16 protein-coding genes and 1 pseudogene are annotated in these 22171 nt (G+C 71.0%); 13 read left to right on the forward strand and 4 right to left on the reverse strand.

The features are described 5' to 3' along the window. Window positions 1-2: 2 nt before the first annotated feature. Window positions 3-2252, reverse strand: a complete 2250-nt coding sequence (locus tag ACH5AC_RS00365; protein ID WP_398859263.1) for an MMPL family transporter — start codon at window positions 2250-2252, stop codon at window positions 3-5. Between the two features lie 248 nt (window positions 2253-2500). On the opposite strand from ACH5AC_RS00365, the gene ACH5AC_RS00370 reads away from it, so the two are divergent. Next, window positions 2501-4330 carry a glycoside hydrolase family 15 protein gene (locus ACH5AC_RS00370; RefSeq protein WP_398859264.1) on the forward strand — a complete coding sequence of 610 codons (1830 nt, stop codon included), beginning with the start codon at window positions 2501-2503 and terminating at the stop codon, window positions 4328-4330. Window positions 4331-4345: 15 nt separating this feature from the next. After that, window positions 4346-4785 (forward strand): annotated as a pseudogene (locus ACH5AC_RS00375) (SIS domain-containing protein); the annotation flags it as partial. Window positions 4786-4812: 27 nt separating this feature from the next. Here the strand turns inward: ACH5AC_RS00375 and ACH5AC_RS00380 are convergent. Both ACH5AC_RS00380 and ACH5AC_RS00385 read right to left on the reverse strand, forming a co-directional pair. Next, window positions 4813-5217 (reverse strand): hypothetical protein, encoded by a 405-nt coding sequence (locus tag ACH5AC_RS00380; RefSeq protein WP_398859265.1) that lies wholly within the window; start codon window positions 5215-5217, stop codon window positions 4813-4815. 22 nt (window positions 5218-5239) lie between these two features. Next, window positions 5240-11758 carry an RHS repeat-associated core domain-containing protein gene (locus ACH5AC_RS00385; RefSeq protein WP_398859267.1) on the reverse strand — a complete coding sequence of 2173 codons (6519 nt, stop codon included), beginning with the start codon at window positions 11756-11758 and terminating at the stop codon, window positions 5240-5242. Window positions 11759-12102: 344 nt separating this feature from the next. Between ACH5AC_RS00385 and ACH5AC_RS00390 the strand changes: the two genes are divergently transcribed. The 7 genes from ACH5AC_RS00390 (at window position 12103) to ACH5AC_RS00420 (ending at window position 18911) form a co-directional block, all read left to right on the forward strand. After that, window positions 12103-13167, forward strand: coding sequence for a Tat pathway signal sequence domain protein (locus ACH5AC_RS00390; protein ID WP_398859268.1), 1065 nt, complete (start codon window positions 12103-12105; stop codon window positions 13165-13167). A gap of 35 nt (window positions 13168-13202) precedes the next feature. Continuing rightward, window positions 13203-13574 carry a holo-ACP synthase gene (locus ACH5AC_RS00395; RefSeq protein WP_398859269.1) on the forward strand — a complete coding sequence of 124 codons (372 nt, stop codon included), beginning with the start codon at window positions 13203-13205 and terminating at the stop codon, window positions 13572-13574. Between the two features lie 110 nt (window positions 13575-13684). Then, the gene (locus tag ACH5AC_RS00400; protein WP_398859270.1) at window positions 13685-15157 is read left to right on the forward strand and encodes an NAD(P)H-hydrate dehydratase; all 1473 of its coding nucleotides are present in this window, start codon (window positions 13685-13687) and stop codon (window positions 15155-15157) included. Between the two features lie 285 nt (window positions 15158-15442). Next, complete coding sequence (gene alr, locus ACH5AC_RS00405) at window positions 15443-16612, forward strand: alanine racemase (RefSeq protein ID WP_398859271.1); 1170 nt, start codon at window positions 15443-15445, stop codon at window positions 16610-16612. A gap of 150 nt (window positions 16613-16762) precedes the next feature. Beyond that, window positions 16763-17998, forward strand: a complete 1236-nt coding sequence (locus tag ACH5AC_RS00410; protein WP_398859272.1) for an alpha/beta fold hydrolase — start codon at window positions 16763-16765, stop codon at window positions 17996-17998. Between the two features lie 88 nt (window positions 17999-18086). Next, on the forward strand, window positions 18087-18590 hold the full coding sequence (gene tsaE, locus ACH5AC_RS00415; RefSeq protein WP_398859273.1) for a tRNA (adenosine(37)-N6)-threonylcarbamoyltransferase complex ATPase subunit type 1 TsaE: 504 nt from the start codon (window positions 18087-18089) through the stop codon (window positions 18588-18590). A 135-nt stretch (window positions 18591-18725) separates the two neighbouring features. Further along, window positions 18726-18911 carry a hypothetical protein gene (locus ACH5AC_RS00420; RefSeq protein ID WP_398859274.1) on the forward strand — a complete coding sequence of 62 codons (186 nt, stop codon included), beginning with the start codon at window positions 18726-18728 and terminating at the stop codon, window positions 18909-18911. Window positions 18912-18917: 6 nt separating this feature from the next. Here the strand turns inward: ACH5AC_RS00420 and ACH5AC_RS00425 are convergent, their stop codons facing one another. After that, complete coding sequence (locus ACH5AC_RS00425; protein WP_398859275.1) at window positions 18918-19466, reverse strand: hypothetical protein; 549 nt, start codon at window positions 19464-19466, stop codon at window positions 18918-18920. A gap of 112 nt (window positions 19467-19578) precedes the next feature. Between ACH5AC_RS00425 and tsaB the strand changes: the two genes are divergently transcribed. From tsaB to ACH5AC_RS00445, 4 genes are read left to right on the forward strand one after another with little or no spacing between them, the layout of a single operon-like run. Next, window positions 19579-20232, forward strand: coding sequence for a tRNA (adenosine(37)-N6)-threonylcarbamoyltransferase complex dimerization subunit type 1 TsaB (tsaB, locus tag ACH5AC_RS00430; protein ID WP_398859276.1), 654 nt, complete (start codon window positions 19579-19581; stop codon window positions 20230-20232). 32 nt (window positions 20233-20264) lie between these two features. Continuing rightward, window positions 20265-20774: a ribosomal protein S18-alanine N-acetyltransferase gene (gene rimI / locus ACH5AC_RS00435; protein WP_398860040.1), complete on the forward strand. Its 510-nt coding sequence runs from the start codon at window positions 20265-20267 to the stop codon at window positions 20772-20774. Next, a complete protein-coding gene (gene tsaD / locus ACH5AC_RS00440) occupies window positions 20767-21855 on the forward strand; it encodes a tRNA (adenosine(37)-N6)-threonylcarbamoyltransferase complex transferase subunit TsaD (protein ID WP_398859277.1) in 1089 nt (362 codons plus the stop codon). Before rimI ends, tsaD begins: the two co-directional genes overlap by 8 nt. Next, window positions 21855-22106, forward strand: coding sequence for a hypothetical protein (locus ACH5AC_RS00445; RefSeq protein WP_398859278.1), 252 nt, complete (start codon window positions 21855-21857; stop codon window positions 22104-22106). Before tsaD ends, ACH5AC_RS00445 begins: the two co-directional genes overlap by 1 nt. Window positions 22107-22171 lie beyond the last annotated feature (65 nt).

The raw sequence follows: 22171 nt of genomic DNA on the forward strand, positions 1-22171 counted from the left end.
CGTCACCTGCCGGAGGGCCTGGCCTCGCCCTCCGCGTCGATGTGCGGCAGGAGCCGGTCCAGCCAGCGAGGTGTCCACCAGGCGGACCTGCCGAGCAGGGTCATGGCGGCCGGGACGAGCAGCAGCCGGACGATCGTCGCGTCGATGAGCACGCTGGCGGCGAGGCCCAGGCCCAGCATCTTGACCACCACGTTGTCGCTGATGATGAAGGACGCGAAGACGCTGACCATGATGAGGGCGGCACAGGTGATGACGCGGGCGGTGATCTCCAGGGCGTGCGCCACGCTCGCCCTGGGGTCCCCCGTGCGCAGCCACGCCTCATGGACCCGGGAGAGCAGGAAGATCTCGTAGTCCATGCTGAGCCCGAAGACGATGGCGAACATCATCATCGGCACGTAGCTCTCGATCGGCACCTCGCCGGAGACACCGAGCGCCGGACCGCCCCAGCCCCACTGGAACACGGCGACCAGGACCCCGTACGAGGCCCCGATCGACAGCACGTTGAGCACGGCCGCCTTGACGGCGACCAGCACCCCGCGGAAGACGACGAGGATGACGAGGAAGGCGAGACCGACGACGACCGCGATGATCAACGGCAGCCTGCTGGAGACGATGTCCAGGAAGTCGACCTGGGCGGCGGTCGTGCCGGTCACGTAGGTGCGGGCTTCGGTGCCGGCCGCCGCCCGGGGCAGCACGTCGTCCGCGAGGTGGTTGACCAGCTCGGTGGTCGTCTCGTCCTGGGGAGCGGCCTTGGAGTACGCGGTGGCGATCAGGACGTCGCCGTCGGAGGTGGCGTTCAGCGGGGTGATCAGCGCCGCGCCCGGCACGTCGCTCAGGGCCTTCTGCGCTGCGGACGCGAGGGCCGCGCGGTCGGATGGGGGGACGGCGGTCTGGTCGATGACCAGGGTCAGCGGGCCGTTGGAGCCGGGGCCGAAGGCGGTGGACATCAGGTCGTAGGCACGCCGGTCGGTGAACGACTTCGGATCCGCTCCGTCGCCGATGTGCCCCAGCCGCATGGACAGCAGCGGGATGGCGAGGACGGCCAGGATCACCACGCCGGACGCCAGGAACCACCAGGGCCGGTGTTCCACGCGCCGGGCGTAGCGGTGCCAGGTGCCGTGGGCCTGCTCACCGGGTTCGGCGTCGGTCTCGGCGACCGGCGTACGGACCCGGAGCCGGTCGATCCGCCGGCCGATCAGCACGAGCATGGCCGGCACCATGACGAGCGCGCCGAGTACCGCGGTGATCACGGTGATGGCGGCGGCCACGCCGAGCTTGCCGATGAATCCGATCCCCGAGACCCACAGGCCGGACAGGGCGATGATGACGGTACAGCCGGAGATCAGCACCGCGCGGCCGCTGGTGGCCGTGGCGTGCCCGGCCGCCGTCACCGGGTCGAGGCCGTTCATCAGGTCCTGGCGGTGCCGGGTGATCAGGAAGAGCGCGTAGTCGATGCCCACGCCGATGCCGATCATCGTGGCGAGGGTGGGGGACACCGTGGCGAAAGTGAACGCCGAGGCCAGCAGTGCCAGGAGCGCCAGCCCGCAGATCACCGCGATGAGCGCGGCCACCAGGGGCAGGACCGCCGCCACGACGCTACCGAAGCCCACCAGCAGGACCACCACGGCCACGCCGAAGCCGATCGCCTCACTCGAGCGGTCGTCGGGCCTGGGGCGGGCCAGTTCCCCGAGCGGTCCGCCGTACTCCACCGTCACACCGGCCGCGCGCACCGGCTGCACGGCCGCGTCCACCCGGTCCAGGTAGGAGGAGCCCAGAGTGGAGGGCTGCACGTCGAACCGGACGGTGATGTACGCCGTCCTGCCGTCGGAGGAGAGCGGTCCCACGTTCTCCGCTCCGGCCGGCGGCGGAGGTGTGCCGGAGGCCGGCAGCGGGTTCTGCGCACCGAGGACGTGCGGCAGCTTCTGCAGGTTCGACACCGCGGTGCCGACTTGGTCGCTCACATCGGTGAGCGGCCTGTCCGCGTCGTGCAGCACGATCTGGGTGGCGTATCCGCCGGCGACGGGCTCGTGCGCCCTGAGGACGTCCAGGCCCTCCTGCGACTGGGAGTCGGGCAGGGTGAAGTTGTCCGAGTAGTCACCGCCGTACGCGCGGTCCAGCACCTGCAGACCGGCCAGGGCCGCGAGCCATACGACGATGACCGTCACGGCGTGCCGGCCGCACCACTCGCCGATCCGCCGCAGCAGGCTCCTCGGGCGCGGACCGGGGGACCGCGAGGCTGACGGCTCTGCCATGGACATGCGCTCTCCCGATACGGGCATCGGTCGTGCCGCCACGCTCGTGGGCGCGGGAGTCGCGCCGGAAGCGACTCAGCGGGCGTCACGCCATTCAAGGCGGCGTCGGCGGGCGCGGCATCCCCGCACGGGAGAACGGGTGACGGTGGGCGTGGCGTACGGCGCGTGCGCCCGCCCGTCATGCCCGTCGGGTCGTGCCGACGTAGCGTGGGAGTCGGGTGACCTGCCCAGAGGACGGGGTGACCCGTATGCGTCGCTATCCACCCATCGCGGATCACGGACTCATCGGGGATCTCCGCACCGCGGCCCTGGTCACCTCCGAAGGCGTGCTCGACTGGTTCTGCGCACCGCGCTTCGACTCCCCGAGCGTGTTCGCGGCACTCCTCGACCACGACCGCGGCGGTCACTTCGCGATCGTCCCCGAGGCGGCGGATGCCGTCACCCGGCAGTTGTACCTGGCCGACACCGCGATACTCGTCACCCGGGCCATGACCGGCGAGGGCATCGGCGAAGTCGTCGACTTCATGCCGCTGGGCGAGGCGGAAGCCCCCGCCGACCGGCACCGCGTCATCCGCGTCATGCGTGCGACCCGCGGCACGGCCCGCTTCCGGCTGGCCTGCCGGCCCAGGTTCGACTACGGGCGCGGCGAGCACCGCCTCCGGCTCGCGGACGGCACGGCGCACTTCACGGCGCCCGGCCACCGTGCCGTCCTCCAAGTGGCGGGCCGGGTCGCGCTGGAACCCGACGGCGAGGACGTCCGGGCGGGCGTGGAACTGCGGGCCGGAGAGATGGCCGCCGCCGTACTCACCCTGTGCGGCCCCGGCACCGAGGAGCCCGCACCGCTCACCGAGTCCGGCCTCCGGCACGCGTTCCGGTCCACCTACGAGCACTGGAACCGCTGGATACGGCACAGCACGTACCGGGGTCGCTGGCAACAGGCGGTGAACCGTTCCGCGATCACGCTGAAGCTGATGACCTACGCGCCCACCGGCGCACCCGTGGCGGCGGTGACCATGGGCCTGCCGGAGCTGCCGGGCGGTGAGCGCAACTGGGACTACCGCTACACGTGGATACGCGACGGATCCCTGTCCGTGAAGGCGCTGCTGGACCTCGGGTTCGACGAGGAGGCCGACGCCTTCCGGAACTGGCTCGGCTCCCGTGCCCCCTCGGACGGCACGGTGACCGGCGAGCCCCTGCAGATCATGTACCGCGTGGACGGGGACCCGCACCTGCCCGAGGAGGTGCTCGGCCACCTCGAGGGCTACCGCGGCTCGGCCCCCGTCCGCCTCGGCAACTCCGCCGCCGGTCAGTTGCAGCTCGACATCTACGGGGAGATGGTCTTCGCGCTGAGCCAGTCACGGGACGTGCTGCAGTCGGCCGGAGACGACGGCTGGCGCAGACTGAGCGCGCTGCTCGACTGGCTGTCACGGACCTGGGACCGTCCCGACGAGGGCATCTGGGAGACCCGGGGCGGACGCAAGGACTTCACCTTCAGCCGGCTGATGAGCTGGGTCGCGTTCGACCGTGGCATCCGGCTGGCCACCGAGCTGGCCCGGCCGGCCGACGTCGCCGGGTGGACCTGCACCCGGGACGCGATCTACCAGCAGGTGATGGACCGGGGCTACAGCGCCCGTCGTCAGGCGTTCGTCCAGCACTACGGGGACGACGTCCTGGACGCCTCACTGCTGCTCATGCCGATCGTCGGCTTCCTCTCCCCGAAGGACCGACGCTGGCTGTCCACCCTCGACGCCATGGAACGGGACCTCGTCGCCGACAGCCTCGTCCACCGCTACGACCCGGCCGCCGCACCCGACGGGCTGCGCGGCGCCGAGGGCACCTTCTCGCTGTGCACCTTCCTCTACGTGAGCGCACTCGCCCGCGCCGGCCGCCTGGGCGCTGCCCGCTACGCCTTCGACAAGATGCTCACCTACGCCAACCACGTCGGCCTCTTCGCGGAGGAGATCGGCCCGACGGGGGAACAACTGGGGAATTTTCCGCAGGCGTTCACCCATGTCGCGCTGATCATGGCCGCGGTGGCCCTGGACGAGGAACTGGAACGTGCGGCCCCGGCCTGGTGACCAGCCGCCGTAGGTGCGCGGGAGCAGGGGTCCCGGGTGCTGGCGATCTGCAACACCAACGGGTCGACGATTCCCCGGGAGTCGGACGCGGTGCTACACGCACGCCGGTCCTGAGGTGGCGGTGGCGTCGACGAAGGCGTTCCTGACGCAGCTGGTCGCCTGCTATCTGGTGGCCCGGTGTCGAGGGCGCGCTGAAGCTGAAGGAGCTCGCCCGCATGCACGCCGAGGGCTTCGCCGCCGGTGAGCTCGAGCACGGGCCGATCGCCCTGATCGAGGACGACCTGCCCGTGGTCGTCGTGGTGCCGTCGCCTCGTGGGCGGTCCGTCCTCCACGACAAGATCGTGTCCAACATCCAGGAGATCAGGGCGCGGGGGGCGCGGACCATCGTGGTCGCGGAGGAGGGGAACGAGGTGGACCAGCCCCGGAACCTGGCGAAGTCGGTGACGGTGGAGTGATCCTCCGACGTCAGCGACTACGCCGCCCTAGTAAACAGACATGCTCGCCCGCTCGGGAAAGTCGAAGTTGGAGTCGACGTACTCTTCCAGGTCATGGACGAGTAGCAGCTCATATTTGGACAGTTCGTCCAGGCGGTTGAAGACGTAGCGTGCAAGTCCCTCTGAGTTGTTCCATTCCGGGCACTCGGCTCGGAAGCGTGTGTCGAGCAGCAGGGGATGGGCTTCGAACACCGGCCACACCCATTCCCCTCCTGCCGGCAGCAGCATGACATTGACGGCTGCGTGCTCGACGCCGATGTGGTAGGTCTCGCCCGCTTTGCTTTCCGGTCTGGCAGCACCGAGGATCGCTGCCACGTCGTCGGCGAGCTCTCTTTCCCACGCCGCGTCACTCCTTCCGGACGTAGGCGCGGCGTAGATCTCAAAATCTCCCATGGCTTCGTTCCGCAGGTCGTAACTACTGTCCGTATATCTGATAGAACTGGTGGTAAACGTATCCGGTGAAGGCTCCGCCGGGTTCCCCGTGGATGGACCATACTTCCTTGAAGTTCGGCCCGTTGGAGAAGGATCGCACCTGCCCTCTCACAGCGCCCTCGACCGTGTCCTTGTCCAGGTCGGTTCCTCGGACGTCCAGGAAGACCGCGTCGACTCCCTGCTTGTGCGCCTTCTTGACTCGCTGCTGGACCGCGTTCCGTGAGGTCGGAGCCTTGAACTCGGACCTCTTTTCGTCGACCCAGGCGTCGCCGCGTCCGTCGGTGTCGTCCCGCGACATCACCTTCATCCCCTGCACGGCGAGGAAGATGGCCGTCTCGTACTCCTTGTCCGAGAATCCGAAGCCGTTGTTCTCTCTGCGTGTCCCCTCGCTCGCCCAGGATTCGTCGATGTTGAACGCGGCGTCTCTCACCTTGTTCCACAGCTTGAACTCGTGGAGCTCTTCGATCCCGTTACAGGTCGCTCTGTTGCCGATCGTGCCCATGCAGTGGTTGAACCGGGCGTCACCGGCGAAGTCGATTTCAGCCGCGATTCCGTAGGCCCCCTGACGCATATGGGCGAGTCTGGCCTCGGCGAGCTGCTTGGCGAGATCCGCGTCGCCGTAGTTCTTCTCCTGGGCGTAGCCGCCACCAGACCCGTCGCTGACCGAGCCCGCGCCATGCACCACTGCCCGTGCATGAGCCCTCGCGCGCTTGGCCGCTGCCATCTTCTTGGATCTGTCGACTTTCCCAACCCTCCTCCCCACGGGCTCACCGGACAGCCCGCTGGGATCCATGAAGGCGATGGGATTGTTCGCCGAGTACGAGTAGGCGTTGAGGTTCTGCGGTGCGTACGGCGTGGCCACCGGGTCCGGGCTGAGGAAGCGGCCGAGGGACGCGTCGTACATGCGGGCGCCCAGGATGGACAGGCCCGTCGTGTCGTCCTCGGGCTTGCCGAGGAAACCGCGGTCGGTGCCGGCGGGCAGCGCCGTGTCGCCGCGCTGGGCGCCGAAGGGCAGGTAGCGGCGGCGCGACGGGGTGCCGGTGGCCGCGTCCACGGTCAGCTGGGTCGACGACTGCTCGTCGGACATGAGCCAGCTCAGCTTGCTGGTGGTCGGGTCCACCGCCGTACGCGAGGCGACGACCGCGCCGCCCACGCTGTAGTAGCGCGTGGCCTTCGGGCCGAAGCCGGACTTCTTGTGGACCTCGTGGCCCGAGAGGTAGAGGACGTTCTCGTTCGGTGAGGTGCGCAGCAGAAGTGTGCCGGCGGCGTCGTAGACGTAGCCCGTCGTGGTGGCCCCGTTGGTCGCGGTGACCTGGTGCAGGGCGTTCCAGACGAGGTCGGTCGTCTTCCCGTCGACGGTGCGGCTCAGCAGCCGGCCGGCGTCGTCGTAGGTGTACGCGTCCGTGCCGATGGGCGTCTTGATCGTGGAGACGGCGTGGGGGCGGGCGGCGCCGGCGGTGTACGTCGACTGGTCGGCGGAGTAGCCGGGGTAGACGTAGTCGCGGACGCTGCTGCCGGTGGCCGTGGTCCTGGTGACCTTCTGCAGGTTGCCGATGCCGTCGTAGCCGTAGTCCAACTGGTAGGGGTCCTGGCCGGTGGCCAGGTCGGGGGCGAAGGGTCCGGCACAGCCGGTCGTCGCCGCCGTGGTCCAGGCCCGGGTGAGGCGGTTCAGCTCGTCGAAGGTGAAGCACTCGTGCTGGCCGGTGAGACGGTCCGTCAGGTCGGTGAGCCGGCCCGCGTTGTCGCGGAGGTGGTCGTCGTTCTGGACGGCGCCCTTCGTGCTCGTGGTCGTGGTGATGTTCGTCAGCCAGCCGGTGCCGTTGGCGTCGTCGTAGGTGTACGTGCGACGGGCGGTGGTGCCGGTCGTGGCCGTGCTGCCGTAGGTGCGGTCGGTCAGGCGGCCGAGGCTGTCGAAGCCGGTGGAGTCGACGTAGACCGTGCCGTTGAGGTTGCTGGTGAGCTTCTCGGGGTTGCCGAGGGTGTCGTACACCGTGGTGACGATCTCCTCCGGCAGGTCCCCGACGGCCGGGTAGGTGACGCTGGTCTGCTGGTCGCCCGCGTTGTAGGTGTAGGCCGTCGTGTAGGTGCCCTGCAGTCCGCTTCCGTCTGTGGGGATCGTCGTCTGCGTCTCGGTGGCGTGGCCGTCGACGTCGTACGACGTGACGGTGCTGGTGTAGGCGTAGCCACCCGAGTACGAGGTCGAGGTGGCCGGCTTGCCGATGCCGCGCGTCGCCGTGTCGTACGTGTTGCGGGTCAGCACCGTCGACCCGTTCTGCACGGTCAGCGGCCGGTTCAGGGCGTCGTACGTGTGTGTCAGGACGGTGCCGTTGCCGTCCTTGACGGTCTCGACGTTGCCGTTGGCGTCGTAGGTGGTGGCCGCGATGCCGTTCGGGTCGCTGTCGGGGTCCTTGCCGCCGATGCGCTCGCCGAGCCAGTTGTACGTGTAGGTGGTGGTATTGCCCTTGGAGTCGGTGATCTTCGAGAGGAGACCCTTGCGGGTGTAGTCGTAGTACGTCGAGTACGTGGACGGGCCGAACTCGACGACCCGGCTGATCTGACCGAACACGTCGTAGTAGGTGTTCGTGCGCTCACCGGCGGCGGGCGTCGTGGTCGTGTAGTCGCCGTGGTAGTTGACGCGTGTCTGGCCTTGGCTCTGGGCCTTGCCCTTCACCAGGATCCGGGACTCTGTGGTCCGTCCCGCGAAGTCGATGATCAGGTCGGTGTAGGAGGGCAGGTCGGCCACGGTCGGCAGGACCATGCCCGAGCCCGCGGCACCCGTGTTGTAGAACGGCGCGGATGTGCCGGTGACGTTGCCCGAGGTGTCGTAGCGGGTCGACACGACGGTCCGTCCGGTGCCGGTCGGTGCCGGGGCCTGCGTCTCGCGCGTGCGGCCGAGGCCGTCGAAGTACTCGTAGGAGGTCGCGGTCTTCCCGCTGGACTCCAGCAGCGTCCGGGTCGTGATCTTCGGCGGAACGGTCGACACCAGATCGGGAACGCCCGCGCTGTTGTCCGACACGGTGATCGTGTAGTCGTACGCGATGGACGGCGTGCCGTCGGGGTAGGCGGCGATCCGGGAGGGCTTGAACACCTGGGAGACGCGGCCCACGGAGTCGTGCACGATGCGGGCCGTCTGGTTGTTGGCGTTCAGGATCCGGTACGGGGTTCCCCACAGGCGGGAGTACCAGGTGGTGGTGGACTGCGGTCCGGCTCCGGCGGTGGTGCCGTCGGGATCGGGGGTGGTCACCTTCACGCCGTTGATCGGCCAGGACGTCGCCGGTGAGTACGTCGTCGTGGTGGTCCTGCCCTTGCCGTCCGTTGCGGTGATCCGGCGGCCGCCCTGGTCGTACGTGGCCGTCGTGCGGCGGTAGTTGGTGGCGTCGGTGTAAGCGCGTACCTCGGTGGCGTTGCCGTCGACCGGCTTGTTGGTGGCGACGGAGGTGGCGCCGTCGTACAGGGTCACCGTGTAGGCGTCTTGGTTGGTCGACGCCCGGTTGGCGCAGTCGGCCGCGTAGTGGCGGGTCTCGTCGGGGAGGACCATCCAGCGCTGGACCGGGGAGTTGGGGAAGTAGTCCGTGTTGTAGGCGCGGCCGTACGTGGTGCAGCGGTTGTCGGCCGTGTCGGACAGACCCCAGTCGTTGGTGCGCAGGGGGAGGCCGTACTTGGTGCTGGCGGGCTCGGCCGTGTCGTACTCGTCCTTGACGATGTGCTCGCGCCAACCCGTGGAGGTCTTCTCGTGCGTCGTCACCTTCGACTCGCGCACGAAACGGGCGTCGGGCAGGCCCTGGTACTGGGCGGTGTTGTGGACCCAGTACTCGTGCCAGACGCGCCTGTGGGACTGGCCGGAGCCGTCGCGGTCGCTGGTCTCCAGGGTCAGGCCCTTCAGCCAGGCGGAGTCGGTGACCGGCGGGCGGCCGCTGTCGCCGTCGTCGACCGTGACGCTGCGCTTGGCGGTCGGGTCGGTCTTGGAGGTGCGGTCGCCGTCCATGCCGCGGTACAGCCAGTAGTAGGTGGAGGCCGCGTTGGACTTGGTGCCGGTGTGGACCTCGACCTGCTGGTAGCCGCGCCACTCGGTCCAGGACTCGTCCTCGTCCTTGGTGAGGGGGTCGTTGGGGAAGGCCCAGGCGGGCTTCCCGACGTAGTCGTACGTCGTGGTCATCACCGGGTCGCCGTCGTGGCCGGAGCCCGCGCCGGGGCCCGGGTCGACGCTGACCTGCGACACGACGTACTTCTTGAACCAGCCTGTCTTCTCCGTGGTGGAGCCCTCGGGTACCCACTTCTGCTTGAAGCACGCCTTGGTGTTGTCGGACTCCGTCGGCAGGTTGTTGATGTCGCAGGCGTCCTGGGCGTCGTACGGGCGGTACGTGACGTTGACGAAGGAGCCGAGGTCGCCGTGGATCTGGGTGACACGGCGGAAGTTGAGGACGCCGCTGCCGAGCTGGTTGTCCCGCCACTCGCCGTTGATGTTGATGGTGGGGAGGGTGATGTCGGGGCCGTCGCCGTAGCCCTTGCGCTGGACGTAGTCGAGCCAGAGGTTGGCGTCGATCACTCCCTCGGGGTTGGGCAGGCCGTACTTCATCTGGTACTGCATCGCCGGGGCCCAGGGCGAGGCGTCGTTGTCCCGGACGAAGGTCTTGACGTCCCACAGCATCTTCGTCGAGAAGAAAGTGGGGGAATACGTCTCGCCGGTGATGGTGCGGCAGCCGTTGTCGGCGTTCGTGCCGTCGCACATCAGGTCGGTGGGGACGTCCGGGTACGAGTCCGGGTTGGAGGAGATGGCCGGGCAGGCCGCCGGTTCACTGGACAGGGGGTCCTTGTCGGCCATGCGCTCCACGCAGCGGCCGACATAGCGCAGGTCGACCTTGGCGGGCAGCTGGGCGCCGGGGATCTGGGAGGCCCAGCCGTACTCGATGCGTACCGGGTACGCGGCGGCGTCGTAGGCGCGGGCCTGGTCGGCCAGGAGTACCGAGCGGTAGTGGTTGCGCTCCTTCTCGTAGAAGTAGGCGCTCTCCACCTCGTTGGGGTCGACGACGCGGTCGAGCTGCCAGCGGTACGCCTGCGTCATGACGCCGACGCCGCCGTTGTAGCCCGGCTCGCCCTGGTTGTTGCCGAAGACGGGGACGGTGAGGACCGAGTTCGTGGCGGTGTTGTTGCGCTCCGAGCGGCCCCAGCCGAAGTAGTAGCGCATGCCGTCCTGGGTGGAGATGACCCAGTACTCGTCGTCCGAGCCGTGTCCGCCCGTGAGGTGCTGCACACGCCAGCCCGGGTCGTCCTGGACGTGGTACGAGCCGGTGCCGTTGCCGTCCTGGACGAGGGTCGACGTCACGCCGTTGAAGCTGATGACGTATATCGCGCCGTTGGGTTCGAGCTCCGTGTTCGGCGAGTCCCAGCACAGGTCGCCGACCCAGCCGGTGCCGGTGCCGTCGTCCTGGCAGCCGCGGTATCGGCGCTCGATGAAGCCGACGCCGTCCAGCTCCCAGCCGAGGCCCGCCCAGTTGGCCTGGGTGTTCTGGGACGACGTCATGGCGTCCACCGACTGGGAGTTGTACGACAGGGAGAGGGAGGGCGCCGGGCCCGTAGGAGGCTTGGGGGCCTGGATCGGGAGGTCGTACGTGAACGCGCCGGAGCCAGTCGAGACGTCCCAGGTACCTGACGGCTTCAGCGACGAGGCCCGGTAGTCACCCGCGTCCGACGAGGAGCCCGACGCCAGCGCGTACACCGTGCCGGACTCGGAGGCGGCGGCGAAGGACTGCGTCGACTGGAACTTCGACACGGCCGAGCCGTTCGACTCGATCAGGGAGACGCCGGCGTCCGGGTCGCCGTCCGCCTGGACGGTGGCCGTGATGGTGTCGCCGTCCGTGTCATTGGTGATCGGCACGGACTTGGGGTTGTCCGGGGAGCAGCCCTTGGCCTTGGGGGTCGTCAGGGCGCAGGCGGGCAGGGCGACCAGGCGCAGGCGGGAGGCGAAGTTGCCGCCGTGGGCGTACTTGAAGTCGGAGTAGTCGAGGGAGATCCGGACCGGGCCGGGGGTGCCGGTGCCGTCGCGCCGGGTGACCTGGACGCCCACGCCGACGCCGCCGGACGACTTCAGCTGGGCGCGGTCGAGGACCTTGACGTCGACATCCCGGGGGGCGGGGGTGAGCAGCGACGACTGGGAGCGGGCCATGGCCGACGCGGGGGCCGGGCCGACCTGGACGGTGGCCTTGCCGCCGGTGGACGGGATGACCGGGGCCGACCTGCCCGCCGTGAGGCCGGAGAGCGAGATGCGTGCCTGGGCGGCCTTGGGCCACTTCGGGCGGACCGGCCTGGTCCGGGTCGGCTCGGCCGCCTCGTCCTTGGAGATGTCGCCGGCCTGCCGGGCGGGGACGTTCGCGGGCGGCTTCGGCTTCGCCGACTCGACCGCGGCCGTGGCCTCGGCTACCGGGACGGCGGCCAGCACAGTGGCCGCCATCGCCATGGCCAACGCCCAGGGCGTCGCCTTCCCCTGTCTGCGCGTGCGTCGCACGGACCATCCCCAACCAGACGAAGCCGGGACCCCGTCCCGGCGTGACAGCAGAGCGAACCGGCCGTGACGTCGCGGTGCCGGTGGAATAACGGCTGCTCAGAGGCCGGATCAAAGCGGCACGTTAAGCGCAGTCGGCGAGGTATGAACAGTCCCGCAAAACGGGGTGATCAGCCGGAATCACCCTTTACAGTCCCCTTATGCGTGTGATGTTGATCATCGTTTAACCGGATGGGGAACCATGCGCTGAGCTGGGCAAACGCACGCTGGTGCGAAGGGGCGGGGAAGTGGTTCAATCCTGCGTCACATCACCGCGCGCACAGGTCAAGCGAAGGGGCCCGAGGCAGATGAACGGCGAGACGTCCGGTCCGAGCCGACGCCAGCTACTCCGACGAGCCTGCGGGCTGACGGCCGCCGCCCTCACGGGCTCACTGGTCCTCACCCAGGCCGGCACCGCGTCCGCCGCCGTGCCCGGCTCCAAGCGGTTCGACCTCACCGACGGCTCGGACAAATGGCTCCGCGAGATCCTGCTGAGCGAGACGCGGATCCTGCAGTCCTTCGGCTTCGACAACACCAACAAGCACCTCTACACCGCGCAGTTGGTGCAGGCCGGCCGCATGCTCCCCGGCGAGACCCGGACCTACACCGGCACCGAGCGCTCCACCAACGGTGATCTGTGCATCACCCGGCTCGACTGGCAGGGCTACATCATCGGCCGGATGTATCTGAGGGGCTTCGGCCACGGCGTCTCCATCGGCGTCGAGCCCTCCGGCAACAGCGCCTATCTGTGGACCGAGACCGACTCCCGGCCCGACGGCAGCAACAACGGCTTCGGTACGAAGATCGCGCGGTTCAAGTTCGCCAACGGGGCCGTACTGACGCCCGACGCGTACCAGGTCACGCGGTTCGATCCGGCGCCGGGGTCGACCAACAACACGGTCGCCATCGACCCGGTGAACAACCGCCTGGTGCACCGGTACCGGATCAGCGGCGGCTTCAAGTACAGCCTGTACGACCTCGCCACCTTCAAGGCCGGTACGTTCATCCCGCTGGCCACCATCGACCAGCCCGCCGTGCTCACCGGGCCCGTCTTCCAGGGCTACACCAGCCTGGGCCAGTACCTGTACACCCTCGACGGCACCGCGTACACCTACGACACGAGCGGCAACCGGACCAGCGACAGCAACACCTACCTGACCTCCGTCGACTGGAACACCGGCATCGTCTACGAACGCCGCTGGAGCAACGCCGCCAACAGCCTGTTCTACCGGGAGCCGGAAGGTCTGGCCATCCAGATCCCCGACATGGCCAACCCCGCCGCCGTCCGCCTCCACATCGGCTTCGGCTCCGAGGAATCCCTCAGCCAGACCGACAAGAAGGCGAGCTTCTACTACAAGGACCTGCTGGTCTGAGCCCAGGGGGTGACTGCGGTCGTAGGGTGCTCGGCATGAGCATCATCGGGGTTGGTATCGACGTCGCCGAGATCGAGCGGTTCGAGGCGTCGCTGGAGCGGACGCCCGGGCTGGCGCGGCGGTTGTTCGTGGAGAGGGAGTTGCTGCTGCCGAGCGGGGAGCGGCGGGGGGTCGCCTCGCTGGCGGCCCGGTTCGCGGCGAAGGAGGCGTTGGCGAAGGCGCTGGGAGCGCCGGCGGGGTTGTTGTGGACCGACGCGGAGGTTTTCGTCGAGGACAGTGGGCGGCCTCGGTTGCGGGTGCGGGGGACCGTGGCGGCTCGGGCCGAGGAGCTCGGGGTGCGGAGCTGGCATGTGTCGTTGAGCCATGACGCGGGGGTCGCTTCCGCTGTGGTGATCGCGGAGGGGTAGCAGCGCCGTGCTTCGGGTGCGGGTCGTTCGTGGTTGATCGCGCCCACGCGGCGAAGCCGCATATCGATACAGTCCCGCGCCCCTGGGGAGTTGGTGTTTGACTGGGTTTCATGCGTACTGCCTATCGCGTCGAGACCGTACGGGCCGCTGAGCGGGAGCTGATGGCTCGGCTTCCGGAAGGGGCGTTGATGCAGCGGGCCGCCGCTGGGCTGGCGGCTGCCTGTGCCGAGCTGCTGGGGCGGGTGTACGGGCGGCGGGTTGTGCTGCTGGTGGGGAGCGGGGACAACGGGGGTGACGCGCTGTACGCCGGAGCTCGGCTGGCGCGGCGGGGGGCCGGGGTGGGGGCGGTGCTGCTGTCACCCGAGCGGACGCATGCCGGGGGGCTGGCGGCGCTTCGGCGGGCCGGGGGCGCCGTGATGGTCGGAGGTGATGCCGCCGAAGGGGCCATTCGGCGGGCCGATCTCGTCGTCGACGGGATTGTCGGGATCGGGGGGAAGGGCGGGTTGCGGCCCGACGCCGCCGCCCTGGCCGAGTGTGCCGCCGTGTCGCGGGCCGCCGTGGTCGCCGTGGATCTGCCCAGCGGGGTCGAGGCGGACAGCGGGGAGGTGCTCGGGGCTGCCGTACGGGCCGATCTGACCGTGACCTTCGGGACGTACAAGCCGGGGCTGCTGGTCGATCCGGCGCGGGAGTACGCGGGGGTGGTGCGGCTGGTGGACATCGGGCTGGAGCTGTCCGGTGCGGCGGCCGAGCTGGAGGCGTTGCAGCACGCGGATGTGGCGCGGTTGCTGCCGGTGCCGGGGGCCGAGAGCGACAAGTACCGGCGGGGTGTGGTGGGGATCGCCGCCGGGTCGGCGCGGTATCCGGGGGCCGCTGTGCTCGCCGTCGCCGGGGCGTTGCGGGGCGGGGCGGGGGCCGTACGGTACGTGGGGCCGGCCGCGGACGCGGTGATCGCGCGGTTTCCCGAGACGCTGGTGTCGGACCAGGGGCCCCGGCGGGCCGGGCGGGTGCAGGCGTGGGTGGTGGGGCCGGGGGCCGGGGACGACGCGGGGACCGTGGCCGAGGTGGTGGCGGAGGAGGTGCCGGTGCTGATCGACGCGGACGGGCTGCGGCTCGCCGACCGGGCGGCGGTACGGGGGCGTACGGCGCCGACGCTGATGACGCCGCACGCCGGGGAGGCCGCCGCGCTGCTCGGGGTGTCGCGGGAGCAGGTGGAGGCGGGGCGGCTGGCCGCGGTGCGGGAGCTGGCGGGGATGTACGGGGCGACGGTGTTGCTGAAGGGGGCGACGACCTTGGTGGCGGAGCCCGGTGGGGAGCCGGGTGGGGAGCCGGGTGGGGAATCGGACGGGGAGCCGGTGCGGGTGAACGCCACGGGGACGCCCTGGCTGGCCACGGCCGGGAGCGGGGATGTGCTCTCCGGGCTCACCGGGTCCCTGCTCGCCGCCGGGCTCCCGGCGCGGGACGCGGGGAGCGCCGCCGCGTATCTCCACGGGCTCGCGGGGCGCTTCGCTGCCGAGGGGGCGCCGGTGGGGGCCCAGGACGTGGCGGAGGCGGTGGGGCGGGCCTGGCGGGACGTGCGGGGGTGAGTGGCCGTCGGGTTTTCGCCCCCGCCGCCCTTACCCGTTCCCCTCCCCAGGGGCTCCGCCCCTTCGACCCCGCCAGGGGGCTCCGCCCCCTGGACCCCCGTCGGCCCTGAACGGGCCTCGTCCTCAAACGCCGGACGGGCCTTGAAGACAGCGGACGGGCTGAAGGCGGCGGACGGGGTGAAGGCGGTGGACGGGGTGAAGGCGGCGGGTGGGCTGGGGCGGGCCTGGGGCTCGCCGGTGACTGCGGTCGAGGTGTGGGTGAGGGGCTCTGAGACACTGGGCGCGATGACTGAGACTGCACGACCGACCAGCGAGCCACCGCGTGCCCGCGCCGAGATCGACCTGGGCGCGCTGCGGGCCAATGTGCGTACCCTGCGCGCCAAGGCGCCCGGGGCGGCGTTCATGGCCGTGGTGAAGGCGGACGGGTACGGTCACGGGGCGCTGCCGTGCGCCCGGGCGGCGGTCGAGGCCGGGGCGACCTGGATCGGGACCGCCACACCCGAGGAGGCCCTCGCGGTGCGGGCGGACACCGGGATTCCCGCGGCCGTGCGGATCATGTGCTGGCTGTGGACGCCCGGCGGGCCCTGGCGGGAGGCCGTCGAGGCGGATCTCGATGTGTCCGTGAGCGGGATGTGGGCGCTGCGGGAGGTCATCGAGGGGGCCCGGCAGGCCGGGCGGGCGGCGCGTGTGCAGCTCAAGGCCGACACCGGTCTCGGGCGCAACGGGTGCCAGCCCGACGAGTGGGACGAACTGGTCGGCGAGGCCCTGCGGGCGGAGGCCGAAGGTCTCCTCCGCGTCACCGGCCTGTGGTCGCACTTCGCCTGCGCCGATGAGCCGGGGCATCCGTCCATCGCCCTCCAGCTCGGCCGCTTCCGGGAGATGGTCGCGCACGCCGAGCAGCGGGGCGTACGGCCCGAGGTCCGGCACATCGCCAACTCGCCCGCCACACTCACGCTCCCGGAGACCCACTTCGACCTGGTGCGGCCCGGTGTCGCCATGTACGGCCTGTCGCCCGCGCCCGCCCTCGGCAGCCCCGCCGACCTGGGGCTGCGCCCGGTCATGACGCTGACCGCCTCGCTCGCCCTGGTCAAGCACGCCCCGGGCGGGCACGGGGTGAGCTACGGGCACCTGTACACCACGTCCGGCGAGACGACCCTCGGCCTGGTCCCGCTGGGATACGCGGACGGTGTGCCGCGGCATGCCTCCGGGACGGGGCCGGTGCTGGTCGGCGGCAAGTGGCGGACCGTCGCCGGGCGGATCGCGATGGACCAGTTCGTGGTCGACCTGGGCGGCGACGAGCCCGCGCCGGGCGCCGAGGCGGTGCTGTTCGGGCCGGGCGACCGGGGCGAGCCGACCGCCGAGGACTGGGCGCAGGCGGCGGGCACCATCGGGTACGAGATCGTCACCCGCATCGGTCCACGGGTTCCCCGCGTCTATATGAATGCGTCCATGTGAATGCGTCGGTCAGTGCATCGGGTCGGTGTGTTCGGTCAGTGCGTCCGGTGGATGCGTCCGGTGAACGCAGCTGTGTGAACGTGTTTATGTGAACGAGGGACCAGAGGGGTAACTCGCCGGTAGGACTTCAGCGGTCAAGAGGAGCGGTACGTGAGCGAGAGCAGTGCGGAGGCAGTGGCGGGTGCCGCCGAGGCGGCCGTCGCCGCCGCCTCCGCCGCGGGGGCGGGCGGCTGGCGCCGGGCGACCGGGATCGCGGGCGCCGCGATAGGCGTGATCGCCGCGGGCGCGGCGGCCGGTGTGGCCATCGAGCGGATGACCGTGGGCCGCGGGATGCGGCAGAAGGCGCGGCTCGCGCTGGACTCCGCCGGCCCGTTCGGCGCGCTGCGCGGCACGCCCGGCAAGGCGTACGCCGACGACGGCGCCGAGCTGTACTACGAGGTCGACGAGGTGGACCCGGACGCGCCGCTCGGCGGACGCCGGCGGCGGCTGTTCGGGCGAAAGACCCCGGCTCCGGTCACCGTCGTCTTCAGCCACGGCTACTGCCTCAACCAGGACTCCTGGCACTTCCAGCGGGCCGCCCTGCGGGGTGTCGTACGGACCGTGCACTGGGACCAGCGCAGCCACGGGCGGTCCGAGCGGGCGGCGGAGCGCGACGGGGAGCCGGTGACGATCGACCGGCTGGGACGGGATCTGAAGACCGTGCTGGACGCGGCCGTGCCGGAGGGACCGATCGTGCTCGTCGGGCACTCCATGGGCGGGATGACCGTCATGGCGCTGGCCGCGCAGTATCCCGAGCTGATCCGGGAACGCGTGGTCGCGACCGCCTTCGTCGGTACGTCGTCCGGGCGGCTCGGCGAGGTCAACTTCGGGCTTCCGGTCGCCGGGGTCAACGCGGTGCGGCGGGTGCTGCCGGGGGTGCTGCGGGCGCTCGGGCAGCAGGCGGCGCTGGTGGAGAAGGGGCGGCGGGCGACCGCCGATCTGTTCGCCGGGATCATCAAGCGGTACTCGTTCGCCTCGCGGGACGTGGACCCGGCCGTCGCGCGGTTCGCGGAGCGGATGATCGAGGGCACGCCGATCGACGTGGTCGCCGAGTTCTACCCGGCCTTCACCGACCACGACAAGACCGAGGCGCTCGCCCATTTCAACGACATGCCGGTGCTGGTGCTCGCCGGGATCGGCGACCTGGTGACGCCGAGCGAGCACAGCGAGGCGATCGCCGACAGCTTGCCGGGCGCCGAGTTGGTGTTGGTGCCGGACGCCGGGCATCTGGTCATGCTGGAGCACCCGGCCGTCGTCACCGACCGCCTCGCCGATCTGCTCGCCCGCGCCGGGGCGATGCCCACCAACACGGCTACGGTTGGGGGCTGTGACTCCGCCTCCTCCTGACGGAAGTGGCTTCCAGCCTTCGGCTGCGGTCCAGCCCGGACCGACCCCTTGCGGGGCGTGACCAGTGTACTACTGCAAGTGAGTGACGATGGAAGAGAACGCAACATCGGCGGACGCCGAGATCACCGTCACCTCCCCCGAGCAGATGCGAGAACTGGGCCGCCGGCTCGCCAAGCTGCTGCGCGCCGGGGACCTCGTGATGCTGAGCGGGGAGCTCGGCGCGGGCAAGACGACGCTGACGCGCGGGCTCGGGGAGGGGCTCGGCGTGCGGGGGGCGGTCACCTCGCCGACGTTCGTGATCGCCCGCGTGCACCCGTCCCTCGGGGGCGGCCCGCCGCTGGTCCACGTCGACGCCTACCGGCTGTCCGGTGGGCTCGACGAGATGGAGGACCTCGACCTCGACGTGTCGCTGCCCGACTCGGTGATCGTGGTGGAGTGGGGCGAGGGCAAGGTCGAGGAGCTGACCGAGGAACGGCTCCAGGTCGTCATCCACCGGGCCGTCGGGGACACCACCGACGAGGTGCGGCGGGTGACGCTGACCGGGATCGGGGAGCGCTGGGCGGCGGTGGATCTGAGCGCGCTCGCCGCCTGAGGTTCCGACAGGCTGTCGGGAAAACATTGCGCCGGGCGCACCGGGCGTGGTCATATGGTATCCAGCTCGCGGTTAGGTTTACCTAACCAGGTGCACCCGGCTGCGACCGACCGCCCCGACCTCCAGGAGGCGTCCATGACCGCTCCCTCCGCCGTCTCCATGAGCGAACTGCTGGCGTCGTGCGCGGCGGCGGACGCGGTGTCCAGGCCGCCGCGCGCTACCGCGCCCACGGCACAGGGGGCGCGAGGAGCTGCGCGACCAGCCACGACGCTCCCGCACCCGAAGGACGACACGACCGGGCGCCTCCCGCGCAGCGCCTAGCTATAGCTAACGGACCACCACAACCCGCTGCCCGATCGTCGCGAAGTCCCACATCGCCGCTCCGTCCTCCCGCGCCTCCCGGATCGCACCGGTCCTGACCGACCGCGGGGGCCCCGCCATGGACCCGTCCACCGCCGCGCTGAACCCGATGGAGAGCCCGCCGACGCTGGTGAAGCGGACCACGTGCTCCACCGGCGTACCGTCGGTGCCCGTGACCGCGACCGACCGCGAGGTCACCGTGTAGCTCCCCGGCGCCGGATCGATCGTGCCGGGCGTCACCCGGAAGGTCCGCCGCACCTTGCCGTCGGCGCCGACCAGCCACACCCGGTCGTCGTCCACCGAGTACACGACCCGCCGGCCCGTGCCGGAGCCGTCCGGCGGCGTGTCCGGGTTCCGCTGGTCGCGCGGCGCCTCGGACGCGCTCACAGGCTTGCCGACCGTCACGTCGGCCAGCCGCGCGGGCGCGTTCGCCGACGCCTGCCAGGCGAGGAAGGCGACCGTGGCCAGGGCCGCCGCGGTGAGCCCGGCCACGCACCCCGAGCTGCTGCTTGCCACCCGCACCCACCTCTGAATCGCGTAGTACGTCCGTTTTGCGCCGACGTTAGCAGCAGCTGTGTAGCCGACCTGCGCGGCTGTCCGGCGCCCTGCGGCGCCGTAGGCTGTTCGCGTGCTCTTGCTCGCTCTGGATACCGCCACCCCCGCCGTCACCGTCGCGCTGCACGACGGTACGGACGTCGTCGCCTCGTCGAGCCAGGTGGACGCCCGCCGGCACGGTGAGCTGCTGCTGCCGGCCGTGGACCGCGTCCTCGCCGAGGCGGGGCTGAGACTCGACGCCGTGACCGGGATCGTCGTAGGCGTCGGCCCCGGCCCGTACACCGGGCTGCGTGTCGGGCTGATGACCGCCGACACCTTCGGGCTCGCGCTCGGGGTGCCCGTGCACGGCGTGTGCACGCTCGACGGGCTCGCCTACGCCGCCGACCTCGACGGCCCCTTCGTCGTGGCGACCGACGCCCGGCGCAAGGAGGTCTACTGGGCGACCTACGCCGACTCACGGACCCGGCTGACCGGGCCCGCTGTGGACCGGCCGGCCGACATCGCCGACCGGGTCGAGGGGCTGCCCGCCGTCGGCGCCGGGGCGCTGCTGTATCCGGACACCTTCCCGGCCGTCCACGAGCCGGAGCACGTGTCCGCCGCCGCGCTGGCCAAGCTCGCCGCCGAGAAGCTCGCGGCGGGGGAGGAACTGGCCGCCGCCCGACCGCTGTACCTGCGTCGGCCGGACGCCCAGGTCCCCAAGAACTACAAGGTGGTCACGCCGAAGTGACCGCCACCGCCACCACTTACCGCCTGCGTGAGATGCGCTGGTGGGACATCGACCCCGCGCTGGCCCTGGAGAAGGCCCTCTTTCCCGAGGACGCCTGGTCCCGCGGCATGTTCTGGTCCGAGCTGGCGCACTCGCGCGGCCCGGAGGCGACGCGGCGGTACCTCGTCGCCGAGGATCCCTCCGACCGGGTCGTCGGGTACGCCGGGCTCGCCACCTCCGGTACCGCGTCCGACAGCGGCTCCGGTGCGGTCGGCGACGTACAGACCATCGCCGTCGCCCGCGACCACTGGGGCACCGGGCTCGGCGCGCGGCTGCTCACCGAGCTGCTGCGGGCGGCGACGGAGTTCGAGTGCGCCGAGGTGATGCTCGAATGCCGCGTCGACAACGTGCGCGCACAGAAGCTGTACGAGCGTTTCGGCTTCGAGCCCATCGGCTTCCGGCGCGGCTACTACCAGCCGGGGAACGTGGACGCCCTGGTGATGCGACTGACCGACCCTGCGACATCCGTGAACGGCGTAGAGGGAACCGAGATCAATGGCTGACGAACCCCTGGTCCTGGGGATCGAGACCTCCTGTGACGAGACCGGCGTCGGCATCGTGCGCGGCACCACCCTGCTGGCCGACGCCGTCGCGTCCAGTGTCGACGAGCACGCCCGCTTCGGCGGGGTCGTCCCGGAGGTGGCCTCCCGGGCCCATCTGGAGGCGATGGTGCCGACCATCGACCGTGCGCTGAAGGAGGCGGGGGTGACGGCCCGGGACCTGGACGGCATCGCCGTCACCGCCGGCCCCGGGCTCGCCGGTGCGCTGCTGGTCGGGGTGTCGGCGGCGAAGGCGTACGCCTACGCGCTGGGCAAGCCGCTGTACGGCGTGAACCACCTGGCCTCGCACATCTGCGTGGACCAGCTGGAGCACGGGCCGCTGCCGGAGCCGACGATGGCGCTGCTGGTGTCCGGCGGGCACTCGTCGCTGCTGCTGTCGTCCGACATCACCTCCGATGTACGGCCGATGGGCTCGACCATCGACGACGCGGCCGGTGAGGCGTTCGACAAGATCGCGCGCGTGCTCAACCTGGGCTTCCCCGGCGGTCCGGTCATCGACCGGTACGCGCGCGAGGGCGACCCGGAGGCGATCGCCTTCCCGCGCGGTCTGACCGGGCCGCGCGACCCGGCGTACGACTTCTCCTTCTCCGGCCTGAAGACGGCCGTGGCCCGCTGGATCGAGGCGAAGCGGGCGGCGGGGGAGGAGGTGCCGGTGCGTGATGTGGCGGCCTCCTTCCAGGAGGCGGTGGTGGACGTGCTGACCCGGAAGGCCGTACGGGCCTGCCAGGACGAGGGCGTCGACCATCTGATGATCGGCGGCGGGGTCGCGGCCAACTCGCGGCTGCGGGCGCTGGCCGAGGAGCGCTGCGAGCGGGCCGGGATCCGGCTGCGGGTGCCGCGGCCCAAGCTGTGCACGGACAACGGGGCGATGGTGGCGGCGCTGGGCGCGGAGATGGTCGCGCGGGGGCGGGCTGCGTCCGACTGGGAGCTGTCGGCGGACTCCTCGCTGCCGGTGACCGACCCGCATGTGCCGGGGAACGGGCACGACCACGTCCACGAGGTCAGCAAGGAGAACCTGTACTGATGACGGTCGCGCTGATGTGGGAGGCACGGGCGGCCGAGGGCCGGGGCGAGGCTCTCCTGGCCTGGGCCCGCGAGCAGGCGCTGGCCGCGCCGCCCCTGCGCCGGGAGACGTTTCGGGCGCCACAGGACCGGGTCCTCGTCATCACCTGGTGGGACGCGGACCTCGACGCGGAGCTGCCGGAACTACCCGACCCGGTGGGGGAGTTGGTGAGCCGACCGGTGCATCGGTGGCGGTTCGAGTCGGTCGGGTGAGCGGCCGGCGCCGATCGGCCCGGCGGTGTCGGGCGGTGTGGGACGGCTCCACGCGTCAGCCGGCG

The sequence above is a fragment of the Streptomyces sp. NPDC018693 genome (assembly GCF_044391385.1).
In the GTDB taxonomy this organism is placed as follows: domain Bacteria; phylum Actinomycetota; class Actinomycetes; order Streptomycetales; family Streptomycetaceae; genus Streptomyces.